At 37.2% G+C, this 14,184-nt stretch carries 9 protein-coding genes and 1 pseudogene; 8 read left to right on the forward strand and 2 right to left on the reverse strand.

Features of this window, described 5'->3' with window-relative positions:
• Window positions 1-159 precede the first annotated feature (159 nt).
• From V4B17_RS05510 to V4B17_RS05545, 8 genes are all read left to right on the forward strand, one after another.
• Entirely contained in the window at window positions 160-2,067 is a 1,908-nt protein-coding gene (locus V4B17_RS05510) for a BID domain-containing T4SS effector (protein ID WP_455479177.1), read from the forward strand.
• Between the two features lie 328 nt (window positions 2,068-2,395).
• Window positions 2,396-4,255, forward strand: a complete 1,860-nt coding sequence (locus V4B17_RS05515; protein WP_455479178.1) for a BID domain-containing T4SS effector — start codon at window positions 2,396-2,398, stop codon at window positions 4,253-4,255.
• 169 nt (window positions 4,256-4,424) lie between these two features.
• Window positions 4,425-6,284 (forward strand): BID domain-containing T4SS effector, encoded by a 1,860-nt coding sequence (locus V4B17_RS05520; RefSeq protein WP_455479179.1) that lies wholly within the window; start codon window positions 4,425-4,427, stop codon window positions 6,282-6,284.
• Window positions 6,285-6,506: 222 nt separating this feature from the next.
• Entirely contained in the window at window positions 6,507-8,363 is a 1,857-nt protein-coding gene (locus V4B17_RS05525; RefSeq protein WP_455479180.1) for a BID domain-containing T4SS effector, read from the forward strand.
• A 700-nt stretch (window positions 8,364-9,063) separates the two neighbouring features.
• Window positions 9,064-10,635: a murein biosynthesis integral membrane protein MurJ gene (murJ, locus tag V4B17_RS05530; protein WP_455479181.1), complete on the forward strand. Its 1,572-nt coding sequence runs from the start codon at window positions 9,064-9,066 to the stop codon at window positions 10,633-10,635.
• A 78-nt stretch (window positions 10,636-10,713) separates the two neighbouring features.
• The gene (gene trpS, locus V4B17_RS05535; protein WP_455479182.1) at window positions 10,714-11,784 is read left to right on the forward strand and encodes a tryptophan--tRNA ligase; all 1,071 of its coding nucleotides are present in this window, start codon (window positions 10,714-10,716) and stop codon (window positions 11,782-11,784) included.
• Window positions 11,785-11,824: 40 nt separating this feature from the next.
• Entirely contained in the window at window positions 11,825-12,316 is a 492-nt protein-coding gene (locus tag V4B17_RS05540; RefSeq protein ID WP_455479183.1) for a universal stress protein, read from the forward strand.
• Between the two features lie 53 nt (window positions 12,317-12,369).
• Window positions 12,370-12,954, forward strand: a complete 585-nt coding sequence (locus V4B17_RS05545) for a NifU family protein (RefSeq protein ID WP_455479184.1) — start codon at window positions 12,370-12,372, stop codon at window positions 12,952-12,954.
• A 327-nt stretch (window positions 12,955-13,281) separates the two neighbouring features.
• Here the strand turns inward: V4B17_RS05545 and V4B17_RS05550 are convergent, their stop codons facing one another.
• Together V4B17_RS05550 and groEL are read right to left on the reverse strand one after the other, a co-directional pair.
• Window positions 13,282-13,617: a zinc ribbon domain-containing protein YjdM gene (locus V4B17_RS05550; RefSeq protein WP_455479185.1), complete on the reverse strand. Its 336-nt coding sequence runs from the start codon at window positions 13,615-13,617 to the stop codon at window positions 13,282-13,284.
• A gap of 326 nt (window positions 13,618-13,943) precedes the next feature.
• Window positions 13,944-14,135, reverse strand: a pseudogene (gene groEL / locus V4B17_RS05555) (chaperonin GroEL); the annotation flags it as partial.
• Window positions 14,136-14,184 lie beyond the last annotated feature (49 nt).

A 14,184-nucleotide genomic window follows, 5' to 3' on the forward strand; every position in this document is an offset into this window, starting at 1 on the left:
AATAAACTTGGGCAGTAATCCGCACGAAAAGTGAGCATTCTCCTTTACAGATAAAAAGCTACAAAGTCAAAATGGAGCATGCACTAAAAGTAATGGAATGTGCACCAAGAAAGCTTTCAAAAATGAATTGATCTTAAGAGAGCTTGAAAGGAAATATCCATGACAAAAGACCAAACCAACCACTTTACATCTCTCACAGAGGAACAATTAACAGAAATCCCCCAAGCAATTGATGTAAACAAACAGGAAAGATCAAGTGTAGCGCCGCGGAATTTTTTTTACAACGACACCCCAGTACTCAAAAATAAATATAACATCAAAAATAACCGTGTCTTGAATCAAAAAGTTTCCGAAGACACAAGAGAAGCAATAAAAAAGCTGCACACAGCCCCTTTACCAGAAAAAATTGATTCCTCTTACTTAAAGCATATTCATAAATGCTTGTTTTCCAAAGCCTTTGAATGGGCTGGGCAGACACGTGAAGCACCTTTTCAGTTCGCAGATGGAAGCCTCGCCTTTACACCCATTATAAAAAGGAAAGAATTTCGAAATGCCTTTGCCTCCGGTGGACAAATAGAAGAAGGATTAAAAAATCTAGATCATGTACTCGCCGAAAACAATTACTTAAAGAATTTATCCCGCGAAGAATTCGTTCAACATGCGGCAGGACTGACGATAAACTTACAGCATATGCATCCTTTCAGAAAAGGAAATACACCTACTATACAAGCTTTTGTTGAAAAACTCGGACAAGCCGCAGGCCATAATCTAGACTTTTCTCTTGTAACAAAAAAACGCAAAATGTTTGCCAGTGTTGAAGCGATAGACAATGGTAATCCAGATCCGATGAAGCATTTACTTGAGGATATCTCCAATCCCCAAAAAGTGCTTATTTTACGTGAATTCATCGATGAAATGAAAAAGCTTGATCTTAGTGAAAACAATTATGGCTCTGTTATCGCGGCACAAGACGGCCATGCCTATCATGGTACTTATAGAGGTAGTGGACAACATGGTTTCATGATGGATGTTAATGGGACTCTCGTCTTAGGAAATAAAAAGGATCTTTCCCCAAACCAACTGAATGGATTAAAAATTGGTGATGCCCTTTCTTTTACAGCACCATTTTCTCAAAGATCACAGAAAATTCTTATACCAGAAAAAATATTGCCACCTCTCTCACAAAAGGAAATTGTTGATAAAATTCAAAGTGATTCATTAATACAAGAACGTAAAAAAGAGATCGCAAATTTGTGCAAAATTGTTTATGGTAAATCGCATATTTTAGGGGAAATGCTTAGAAAAATTGATGCCAATCCTAATATCAGAAGCGAATTTTTAGAACAATTTCATGAATCTGCAAGATCTATTTTTAAGCTTTCTGGCTTTGAAATATGTGGCGTAAAAAATAGAGCACGTGCACGTGCTGAAAGGAATATTCCCTCCTTAGAAGTTGAGATTTGTCTTTATGTAAATTCTGTCATAGACTTAGAAAGAAGGATTTTAAAAGATCATTTTGCCGAACAAAGACGCTGTGACAAATCAGTGGAAATGCCTAATCAACAAATGAGAGAGCTATTTTCTCTGTCAAAAGAACAACAGCAAAAAGCTTTATCAACCTCTCCTGGACTAAGAACGCAAGGACAGGCTTATTTCCAAAAACTCAGTGAACGTTTATCACCAGGCGAGCATAAAGCTATACAGCAAAAAGATTATACAAAGCTTGCTGAGAGTCTTGACGTATCAGTAAATCAAGCAGAACAAATTGCAGAAATCTTTATACAAACAAAAGCGACCTCTGATGTTATCCAACAGTATGATCGTGAAGTGAAGCGGCATATAGAACGTGGTTTGCACCAACCTATAATGGAAAGAAATAAGGAAAAATCTATCAAACAAAACAACGCACCAGAACAGCAAATTCGGCGGTATAAAGTTGGACATGTGGAATGGGATAATGGTAGCAAAAAATCTATTGGAATAAGCACATCACCAACTAAAACAGGAAACGTTGTAGAATTTTCCAAAAAAAAACAAACCATTAATAGAAATAATTCAATCGTATGAAGTCGAATATACAAAAAGAGAAAACGCTAGAATAGAAAGGTTAACACCGTCGTACAAGATCTATAGCAATATGATTGTATTTGAAGCTTTGAGTTTTACTTTATACACGTAGTGTAATTATTTTGGTGAATTTTACCATGCCGTGATGTGTAATATTAGGAAAAATATTGTACAAAACATCCCCCTTTTTTGTCCTAATCTCTTTAAAAAATTGCACAATAAATAAGCATTCGCCTTTCAATAAAAAGCTATAAAATCAAGATGAGGTATGTACCGAAAAAGCTTTTAAATAAATATTGATATTGAATAAGCTTGAAAGGAAATACAGATGAAAAAAAAGCAAATTAGCCATTCTGCATCACTCACACAAGAAGAATTACAAAAGTATTACCGAAGACTTGATCCAGAAATCCGTAAAATAATGAAGACAGAAGCGCGGAACTTCTTTTATCCTCATAGCACGGTGTATAAAAACAAATATTACATTACCAATCAAAAGGAATTGACTGATGTATGTGCTCGTGATGTAAGGGAAAGAATAGGGCAACTGTACACGATTCCCTTGCCAAAAAAAATTGATTCCTCCTATCTAAAAAGCCTTCACAAACAAATGTTTTCCAAGACATTTGAATGGGCCGGACATACGCGTGATGAACGATTCAAATTTGCAGATGGCAGCATTGCTTGTATGCCGTTTCTGAAAAATAAGAATTTTACGAGGCCTTTTGCTAGCGGCAAAGAAATACAACGAGGACTTAAACAATTAGATGAAATGCTCCTTGAAAAGGAGGATTTGCAAAAATTGACACGCGAAGAGTTCGTTGAACATGCATCTCAAATCATGTCACATTTGTACTCTTTAAATCCTTTCAGAGAAGGAAATAGACACGTAATACGACTTTTCGTTGAAAAACTTGGACAAGCCGCAGGCTATGATCTAGATTTCTCTCTTGTGACAAAAAAACGCCAGGAATTTGCTCGTGCTGAAGCAGTAAACAATAACAATGCAGCACCTTTAAAGCATCTCCTTGAAGATATCTCCCATCCAGACAGATTGTTTATTTTAAGTGAATTTACCAATAACATGAAAAAGCTTGGGCTTGATGAAAGCAATTATCGTCTCACTGTTGTAGCACAAGATGGCCATACTTATCAGGGTACCTATAGAGGCAGTGGAGATAATGGCTTCATGATGGATGTTAATGGGACTTTCGTTATAGGACATAAAGAACATCTCCCACCAGAGCAGGTAAAAACACTAAAAATTGGTGATCACTTTTCTTTCACAGCACCTCTTCCTCGAGAAGCACAAAAAGTGCTTATTCCAAAAGAAAACGTTCCACCTCTTACCAACGATGAACTTTCTCAAAGGGTTTACAATAGTCCATCAGTCAAAAACAGCTTAAAAAACATCCAAACTTTGTGTAAAGTTGTCTACGGCAAAAAGCATGCTCTACGAAACAAACTTCCAAATTTTAAAATTCCAATAACACATGACGATCTTGAGCAAGGAGAAAAACTTGCGCAGCTTATTGAAACATCTCCTCAGTCTGTTCATAAGCTTCGTGGCGTTGGTGTATTTGGCCTTAAAAGCAGTGCACGCCAACATGCTGAAGCAAATTTTTTTCCCCTCAGTCACACCATTCTCGGTTATGTATATGCTCTCAAACAAGCAGAAAAGGATATTCTAGCAGCCCATTCTGCCGAACAAATACGCTGTGCCAAGTCAGTAGAAGTGCCTAGTAAAAAGCTAAGCAATCTATTTTTCATGACCAAAGAGGAACAACAACAAATTTTATCAAGCTCTCCTGAATTAAGAGTACAAGTACAGATGTATTTCCTAAAACTCAATGAACGCTTATCATCAAACGAGCATCAAGCTATAGAGAACAGACATTATGCAAAACTTGCTGAGAGTCTTGGCACATCAATAAGTCAGGCTGGAGAAATTGCGGCAACCGTAAGGGGAATAAAAGAAGCTAACGACTTTATTCAACAGCAACATCGTGAAATGAGAAAAGAGAGAGAGCTTCATGTGCATCAATCTGTAGCATCAAGCGACAACGAGAAGTCTGTTGAAAAAATGGCAACACCAACTAAAGCAAAAAACATTGCAGAATTTGCCAAACAAGAAAAAACGTTAGAAGAGCAAGGTCGGCAGCGTCGTGCAAAATCTATAGCAGTGTGACCACGCTTTAAGCTTTGCTCATTAATCTATTCTCTTGGTGTGATCATTTTCATGGACTGTGTCACGACAGAGGTGTGTAGTATTATTTTCCCCCCATTATTTCACTTAACAAATTGATAAATTACAAAAAATGAACATCGACATTAAATAAGCTTGAAAGGAAATATCGATGACAAATGAAACCGCGCAAGATCCCACATATACCACACACATAGAACTGCAAGAGTCTCAACACAGAATCGATCCAGAATCCAAAAAAAGGCTGAAAATAGAAGCGAAGCACTTTTATTATCCCAGAACCAAAGTATATAAAAATAAATACAATATTACCAATCAAAAAACATTTGCTGAAGTGTATTCTCGCGATACCAAAGAAATAATGGAGCAATTGCGCGCAGCCCCCTTGCCAGAAAAAATTGATTCTTCCTATCTAAAAAGCCTTCACAAGCAAATATTTTTCAAGATATTTGAATGGGCCGGACATACACGTGATGAACGCTTCAAATTTCCAAATGGCAGCATTGCGAGTATGCCTTCTCTGAAAAAAAAGAATTTCACAAGACCTTTTGCTAGCGGCAAAGAAATACAACAAGGTCTTAAACAATTAGATGAAATGCTCCTTGGAAAGGATGATTTGCAAAAATTAACACGCGAAGAGTTCGTTGAACATGCATCTCAAGTCATGCTGCATTTATACTCTTTAAATCCTTTCAGAGAAGGAAATAGACACGTAATACAACTTTTTGTTGAAAAACTTGGACAAGCCGCAGGCCATAATTTAGATTATTCTCTTGTATCAAAAAAACGCAAGGCATTGATCCGTGCTGAAGCAGTAAACAACAACAATTTAGAGCCTATACAGCACCTCCTTGAAGATATCTCTCATCCAGACAGATTGCTTATTTTACGTGAATTTACCAATAACATGAAAAAGCTTGGGCTTGATGAAAAAAATTACCGTCCTGCTATTGTAGCACAGGACGGCCATACTTATCGTGGTGTCTACAGAGGCAGTGGGGCTGATGGTTTCATGATAGATGTTAATGGGACTCTCGTCTTGGGAAATAAAAAATATCTCTCACCAGAGCAAGTAAAAACACTAAAAATTGGTGATCACTTTTCTTTCACAGCACCTCTCCCTCAAGAAACACAAGAAATACTCATTCCAACAGAAAACATTCCATCCCTTACCAACGAAGAACTTTCTCAAATGGTCCACGATAACGCATTGGTCAAAAACAGCAAGAAAAACATCGAAACTTTGTGTAAGATTGTCTATGGCAAAAAGCATGCTCTACGAAACAAACTTCCAAATTTTAAAATTCCAATAACACATGAAGATCTTGAGCAAGGAGAAAAACTTACACGGCTTATTGAAACATCTCCTCAGTCTGTTCATAAGCTTCGTGGTGTTGGTGTATTTGGCCTTAAAAGCAGTGCACGCCAACATGCCAAAGACAATTGTTTGTCCCTATGTCAGGCCATTGCCCAGTATATGTATGCTCTAAAACAGGTAGAAAAAGATATTTTACAGTCCCATTGTATCGAACAAATACGCTGTGCCAAATCTATAGAGATACCTAGCCAAAAAATGAATAAACTATTTTCTCTGTCAAAAGAACAACAGCAAGAAGCTTTATCGACGTCTTTTGAGCTAAAAACGCAAGTACAGACTTATTTTCAAAAACTCAATGAACGTTTATCATCAAGCGAGCATGAAGCCATAAACGAAGGAAATAATATAAAACTTGCTGAGAGTCTTGGAATATCAGTAAGCCAAGCACGAAAGATTACAGAAACCTTTAGAAAAACCAAAGAAGTTTCCGATGCCATTCAACAGCAGAATCGCGAAATAACGAGGCAGAATAAATATGATATGCGTCAATCTGTAACGTCAAGCGATGGTGAAAAATTTATTGAAATGAGCACAACAAAAATTCAAGCAAAAAGTGTTGTAGAATTTGCCAAACAAGAAAAATCCTTAAAAGAGCAGCTACTGCAGAGTCGTCAAAAATCTATGACAATATGATCGTGCTTTAAGCTTTTGCTGCTAATCTGCTTCCATGGTGCGATCGTTTTTGTAGATCGTACCATGTGGTAATATGTTATGTTGGGAATAATATTGGATGAAACACCCCTATTATTTTACTTAACCCATTGATAAATTGTATGATAACATGAGCATTCGCTTTTAGATAAAAAGCTATAAAATAAAGAAACTTTTAAAGATAAATTTTGAAAGAGAATACCCATGAAGAAAAAACGAGCCAGTTATTCTGTATCTTTTAAAGAGGAAAAAAAAGCGGTAATCCCTGAAGTCATTAATACGCTGAACCGTACACAAGAAATCACAGAATTGGATAATTTTTTTTATAGCGAGCACGCAGTACTTAAAAATAAGCATGGCATCAAAGAATTATATGCATTTAAAAAGCAATGTGCCCATGATGTAGAAAAAGCACAAGAATTGTTGCGCAAAGAACCTTTACCAAAACGATTTGATTTCACATATCTAAAACATATTCATTACAGCCTCTTTAAAGATACGTTTGAATGGGCCGGTCAGTCCCGCGAAATCCCCTTTAAATTTGCAGATGGTACTACCGCCTGCGCACCATCGCTTAAAAAAAAGGAATTTACCAAACCTTTTGCTGGCGGAAAAGAAATACAGCAAAAACTTGATGAAATGGATAACACACTGGCAGAAAAGAATAATTTAAAAGATCTAACCCGCGAAGAATTTATTGAGCATATAGCTAAAATAATGGTCAATTTGCACCATGCATATCCTTTTAGAGCAGGAAATACACCTACTATACAAGCTTTTGTTGAAAAACTCGGACAAGCCGCAGGCCATAATCTAGACTTTTCTCTTGTGACAAAAAAACGCGAAGAATTTGTTCATACTCAAGCAATGAACAACGGCACTATAGATCCGATGAAGCATTTACTTGAGGATATCTCCAATCCCCAAAAAGTGCTTATTTTACGTGAATTCATCGATGAAATGAAAAAGCTTGATCTTGGTAAAAACAATTATGGCTCTGTTATCGTGGCACAAGACGGCCATGCCTATCATGGTACTTATAGAGGTAGTGGACAACATGGTTTCATGATGGATGTTAATGGGACTCTCGTCTTAGGAAATAAAAAGGATCTTTCCCCAAACCAACTGAATGGATTAAAAATTGGTGATGCCCTTTCTTTTACAGCACCATTTTCTCAAAGATCACAGAAAATTCTTATACCAGAAAAAATATTGCCACCTCTCTCACAAAAGGAAATTGTTGATAAAATTCAAAGTGATTCATTAATACAAGAACGTAAAAAAGAGATCGCAGATTTGTGCAAAATTGTTTATGGTAAATCGCATATTTTAGGGGAAAACCTTAGAAAAATTGATGCCAATCCCAATATCAGAAGCGAATTTTTAGAACAAATTCATGAATCTGTAAGATCTATTGCTAAGCTTTCTGGCTTTGAAATATGTGGCGTAAAAAATAGAGCGCGTGCACGTGCTGAACAAAGTATTTCTTCCTTGGAAGTTGATGTTTGTCTTTATGTAAATTCTGTCATAGACTTAGAAAGAAGGATTTTAAAAGATCATTTTGCCGAACAAAGACGCTGTGACAAATCAGTGGAAATGCCTAATCAACAAATGAGAGAGCTATTTTCTCTGTCAAAAGAACAACAGCAAAAAGCTTTATCAACCTCTCCTGGATTGGAATCCCACGTAAAAGAGTATTTCCAAAAACTCAGTGAACGTTTATCACCAAGCGAGCATAAAGCTATACAGCAAAAAGATTATACAAAGCTTGCTGAGAGTCTTGACGTATCAGTAAATCAAGCAGAACAAATTGCAAAACTCTTTAAACAAACAGCAAAAATAAACAACAGTATTAAAAGCACTCGTATATCTAATGCTCTCTCAGAATTTAACATGACATCCTCTAAAATACATAAATCCTCCTCGAGCGATAGAAAAAAAATTTCTGAAATGAGTAACCTGACAATGAAAGAAAAATACGAGCAAGAAAAAAAGGAAGAGCGTGATGTGAGACTGTCTCAAAAAAATCCCTTACGAGTAAAAACTACAATAAATATTTAGCTATTTAGCTTTTTCTCAAACTAGATAATTGCTTTTAGATACCTTTCTTCCATCGGTCATTTTTCCCCAAAAAAGAGAAGATCGAAGGATGGAGAGAAAGTGTGGAAAAATATATATTAAAAAGAGATGTGAGAGCAATATATGCCTAAATATAAGCAGTATATTCAAGCGCATATAGAGGCAATTTCTATAAATTTTAAATATTCCATCCTACAATATAGAAGTGAAGCTAAAAAGCTGAACTACTTAACCATTATAAACATTCTATAAAGTCAAATTTGTACTTTTTAAAGTTAATGTATAAAAAAAGAAATTTAATAATCAGCTATATTTTGCTATGCAAACAGGTGCTCTGCGGCAATAGACTATAAAGAAAAGAGACAGCGTGAATGTAACATCCCCCAAAAATGAACGGGATTGCAAATACAGGCGCTATTAACTCGCTCAATTTCCCACAATTTTTTCTATTCATTACATAGCCCCATATACTTTCTTACGAGAAAAAGGGATATTTTATGAGAGCAATAAAAGCTGTAATGCGAAAGAAACGAGTATAATTCCAAACTTTTCATACACTCTTGTTGACAGAAGAATAAACTCTACCGTAAAATATTCGGAAAATGTATTATTTTATTAATATAGTAGTCAGTTTTTTATGTTCTAAGAGAGCTTTTACTCATGACAAACCTGATATACCTTCATGCCTCTGATTAAAAAATTTGCAACTGTTGCTTCTGGAACCCTCATGAGCCGTATTTTTGGCTTTGTACGTGAAATGCTGATGGCAGCAGCTCTTGGAACTGGTTCTGTTTCTGATGCATTCAATGCTGCGTTTCGTTTTCCCAATACATTTCGCCGTTTTTTTGCTGAGGGCGCCTTTAATGCAGCTTTTGTTCCTCTTTTTTCAAAAAAAATTACTGAAGATGGTGGAGAGTCCGCCTGCAAATTTGCAGAAGAGATTTTTGGTGTTCTCTTTTCGGTATTATTACTTTTAACCATTGCCATGGAATTAAGTATGCCTTTTTTAGTGCGAACAATCATTGCGCCCGGTTTTACAGAGGATACAACAAAATTTAACGCGACAATTCATTTTACAGCAATCATGTTTCCCTATTTAACCTGCATGTCTTTAGCAGCAATGATGGGAGGGATGTTGAATGCATTACGGCGCTATTTTATTGCGGCCATAGCTCCCCTCTTTTTGAATATTATTCTCATATGTATACTTTCTTATGCTTGGATCTATCAGCTTGATGCTTGGCATATCGGCCTAAATCTTTCTTGGGGTGTCTTAGCAGCAGGCATTCTCCAACTTGCCCTCATTGCTGTCGCTTTGCGTCGAAGTGGAATGAAAATTTTCCTCCGCCGCCCCCATTTCAGTCCCAATGTTCGTAAGCTTTTAACTTTAGCGTTCCCTGCCGCTATCACGGGAGGAATTACGCAAATCAATTTGTTAATCAACACCAATATTGCTTCCAGCCAATCGGGTGCCGTATCCTCTTTAATGTATGCTGATCGCCTTTACCAATTGCCACTAGGGGTAATAGCAATTGCCGTTGCAACAATTCTTTTGCCAGAATTGACCAAAGCTCTACGCAGTAAAAAGGACAAAGAAAGCAATAAGTTGCAAAACCGCTCTCTTGAACTCACCCTTTTGTTAACATTACCCGCATCCGTTGCTTTTTTGCTACTCTCCACCCCCATTGTCAGTTTGCTTTTTGAACGCGGACAATTTACCAATGAGTCAACACACCATGTTGCAGAGTTGCTTAAACTTTATGGTCTAGGACTTCCAGCTTTTGTCCTTATTAAGGTATTGATTCCTAATTTTTTTGCCCATGAAGATACAAAAACACCGATGATTTTCACCGGCATTTGCGTTTTCATCAACATCAGTCTTGCATTAACATTATTCCCAATGTTCTCAGCGCGAGGCATTGTCATTGCCGAAATTACCTCTGGGTGGGTCAACACACTATTGCTTTGTAGTGCACTCATCAAGCGCGGCTATTGGAAATACGATACACGACTAGTAAAACATATTATATGCCTAATCATCGTTACAATTTTGAGTGCAATGACTCTTCATTATCTGCTTGATATCCTTGTTTTTTTGTCTTTCCCTTTATCCTCACAGGCATCGTTTTTCTTACGTGCAAGCACCTTGATAGGGATCATGTTTGTTATATTCTTTGTATATTTTAGTGCCTATTTTTTACTTGACACGCGTTCCTTTTTCCTCACCCTCAAAAAATTTAAAAAACACCTATAATATTTTATCTTGCTTTCAAAAAGATGCTTTGTCACAAAACACAAAACAAATAACCTTATTTTAAGAAAGAACTCTACTATGGGCACCTTCACACCGCTTGTATTTTCTGGCGTACAACCGAGTGGTAACCTACATCTTGGCAATTATCTTGGAGCTATCAAGCATTGGGTTGAACTGCAAACATCCTATAATTGCCTCTATTGTGTTGTCGATATGCATGCACTCACAGTGAATCCAGATCCGATTACTTTAACTGAATCAACCAGAGCAGTTACAGCAGTCTTTTTAGCTGCCGGTATTGATCCTAAAAAACACATTATTTTCAATCAGTCTCGGGTTTTTCAACATGCTGAACTTGCATGGATTTTAAATTGTATCGCTCGTATTGGTTGGCTCCAACGCATGACGCAATTTAAAGATAAAGCAGGAAAAGATCGCGAAAAGGTATCCCTTGGGCTTTTTGCCTACCCAAGTCTTATGGCTGCTGATATTTTACTCTATCGTGCCACCCATGTTCCAGTTGGTGACGATCAAAAGCAGCATGTTGAACTCACACGAGATATTGCGCAAAAATTCAATAACGACTATTCTCACCGTATTGCAGATTTAAATTTTGGTGTTTCGATGCAAATAGGTAAAGAAAAAAAACAGGTTTTTTTTCCAATGCCAGAAGCACTGATTGGGAAAACAGCTACACGCATTATGTCGTTGCGCGATGGCACAAAAAAAATGTCGAAATCAGATCCTTCAGATTTTTCGCGCCTTAATTTGACCGATGATGCTGACCTTATTGCTAAAAAAATACGCAAAGCGAAAACAGATTCTGCTCCTCTTCCCGACACACTGAAAGCCCTAGAAGAACGACCAGAGATCGACAATCTTCTTGGTATTTACGCAATCTTTGCACAAGTGAGTAAAGAAAAAGCGCTTTCAGAATTTTCAGGGCAACCATTTTCGCTTTTTAAAACGGCCTTAGCAGACCTTGCCGTTCATAAACTTGCCCCCATAACACAAGAGCTCCGCCGGCTGCATCAAGAAAGCGCTTATATTGACTCTGTTTTGCGCGATGGTGCAGAGCGTGCCAGTGCATTAGCAGAAAAAAATATGAAAAAAATCCGTAAAATCGTTGGATTTCTGCCAGATACATGAAACAATAACACTTTAACTGTAAAGAGTGTAGAGAAAAAACATGGTTTCTAAGCGAAAAAATCCCAAAACAAATCGCAAGAAAAAAATTTTGGTCATTATTGATGAAACACCAGAGTGTCGACGTGCTGTTGCTTTTGCCGCACAGCATGCCAAAAATACCAAGAGAACATTGATATTGCTCTGTGTTGTGGATAGTATAGAATTTCAACATTTCCTAGGTGTCAATAACGTTATGCGCACAGAATCAACGCAAAGTGCCCATAAAGTATTGCGAGAAATTGCGCATGATGTACGCACAACACATGCTTTGAAAACAAAAATCATTATACGTGAAGGTGAAAAAGTTGATGAAATCTCTAAACTCATTGAGGAAGATAAGGAAATTGCACTCATTGTTTTAGCAGCCAGTGAACACGCAGAAGGGCCAGGGCCACTTATCCAACTCATTAGCAATCGGGATACAGGTTTTTCAACTCCTGTCACTATCATTCCAAGCAATATTGCTGATGACGATATTGAATCTATTGCTTAAAAACAAGAGGAGCGCAAAGGTCTTCCTCATTCCCTACGACAAAAGGAGAGTATATGTTTATCCAAACTGAAACCACGCCAAACCCTGCAACACTGAAATTCTTACCAGGTCGTGTAGTTCTTTCCGAAGGCGTATTAGAATTTCGTAACCATGAAGAGGCTGCTAAAAATTCGCCTCTAGCTACCAAACTGTTTAATATTCCCAATGTCAATGGTGTTTTTTTGGGTTATGATTTCATCACTGTAAGCAAAAAAGATGGAGAGTGGCAACATCTTAAACCGGTCATTTTAGGCACAATTATGGAACATTTTCTGTCTGGAGATCCCGTTGTCATTACCGACACCTCAGCACAAGCGCAATCCCATACTCTTTTAGAAGAGTTTTATGATGAAAAGGATGCTGATATTGTTTTAACAATTAAAGAACTTCTTGAAACTCGTGTTCGCCCAGCCGTTGCCAATGATGGGGGAGATATTACCTTTCGCGGTTTTGAAAACGGTATTGTTTACCTCAATATGCGGGGAGCATGCGCCGGATGTCCTTCCTCTACTGCGACATTAAAAAATGGGATTGAAAATCTGTTACGACATTTTATTCCAGAAGTTTTAGGTGTTGAAGCGATGCCGCAACAAAAATGAGATCAACGTACCGATAAATAAACGCAACTGCAAAAAGAGCATTCCCGCGCTACCACAAAACCAAATCATTTTCACAAAACACAAACCATATTACTCCATCCTATAAAGACCACAAAAAAACACAGAAAATACGGAATAACTTATTCTCCACAAAGCAATGTCATACAGATTGAATTACAGTAATGCACCCCATTTCTTCACGCCGTTACAAAAATACCTTTCTCAGAAAATTTTAAAGGAATGAAAGAAATCCTTGACCACACTCCTACCTTCATCTCAAACAAATGCGCTCTAACAAACAAAAAAAATTCTTAAACTGTATACAAACTAAATCTTTTTAACGAATTCAGATTTTAAACCAATTTGACCAATCCCAGGAATCTTACAATCAATATTATGATCCCCCTCCACAAGGCGAATATTTTTTACTTTAGTACCACTTTTGAGAACCGAAGCCGCACCTTTTATTTTAAGATCTTTCACTACCATAACGCTATCCCCATTTGTCAAAACCTGACCATTAGCATCATAAACAATGTCAGAAGCAAAAGAATCTTCACTCTTTTGTGGCCACTCATGCGCACATTCAGGACATATAAAATTTTCCCCCTCTTCATAAGTATAAAGACCACCACAGTGAGGACATTTAGGATATTGGCTCATGCATTTCCCTCTTTTATTCAAAAACAATCACCTCTATGAACGGCCATAGAGCAAAACATCCCCATTGTCCATTGCTAAAGCAAAATACTAGCATAGCCTTTTCTCTAGAATTTGTAGAAATTAAAATTGTCCCACAAAAAACAAAGGGGAAATTTTGCAAAATGCCAATACAAAACATCCTTAAAAGGCACTTTTAAACAAAAAATGCATAAAGAAAGAGAACGATTTGTTAACACAGGAAGGGAACATTGCAACCGCACACAAGAGAAGAAACCATATAAAAACAGATCCTCTTTATCCGTTTCTTTTTACCTTCATGAAAGGGCTTAAAAATCCATTCCACCCATTCCACCGATTCCGCCGCCAGGCATAGGAGGCATTGGAGTGTCTTTCTTTGGAGTTTCAGCAACCATCGCTTCTGTTGTGATAAGAAGGCTCGCAATTGAAGCAGCATTCTGAAGAGCAGAACGCACAACCTTCACTGGATCAACAATTCCCAAAGCAATCAAATCACCAAATTAACCAGTTATGCTTCTAAACGGTAAAATCATAAAAAAAAACGGGTCT

Source organism: Bartonella sp. B23, from assembly GCF_053793815.1.

Bases quoted from the DNA above. Each gene is read 5' to 3' on its own strand.
- V4B17_RS05510 (WP_455479177.1), top strand. From the start codon at position 160: ATGACAAAAGACCAAACCAACCACTTTACATCTCTCACAGAGGAACAA.
- V4B17_RS05550 (WP_455479185.1), bottom strand. From the start codon at position 13,617: ATGAGCCAATATCCTAAATGTCCTCACTGTGGTGGTCTTTATACTTAT.
- V4B17_RS05540 (WP_455479183.1), top strand. From the start codon at position 11,825: ATGGTTTCTAAGCGAAAAAATCCCAAAACAAATCGCAAGAAAAAAATT.
- trpS (WP_455479182.1), top strand. From the start codon at position 10,714: ATGGGCACCTTCACACCGCTTGTATTTTCTGGCGTACAACCGAGTGGT.
- V4B17_RS05520 (WP_455479179.1), top strand. From the start codon at position 4,425: ATGACAAATGAAACCGCGCAAGATCCCACATATACCACACACATAGAA.
- V4B17_RS05525 (WP_455479180.1), top strand. From the start codon at position 6,507: ATGAAGAAAAAACGAGCCAGTTATTCTGTATCTTTTAAAGAGGAAAAA.
- V4B17_RS05515 (WP_455479178.1), top strand. From the start codon at position 2,396: ATGAAAAAAAAGCAAATTAGCCATTCTGCATCACTCACACAAGAAGAA.
- V4B17_RS05545 (WP_455479184.1), top strand. From the start codon at position 12,370: ATGTTTATCCAAACTGAAACCACGCCAAACCCTGCAACACTGAAATTC.
- murJ (WP_455479181.1), top strand. From the start codon at position 9,064: ATGCCTCTGATTAAAAAATTTGCAACTGTTGCTTCTGGAACCCTCATG.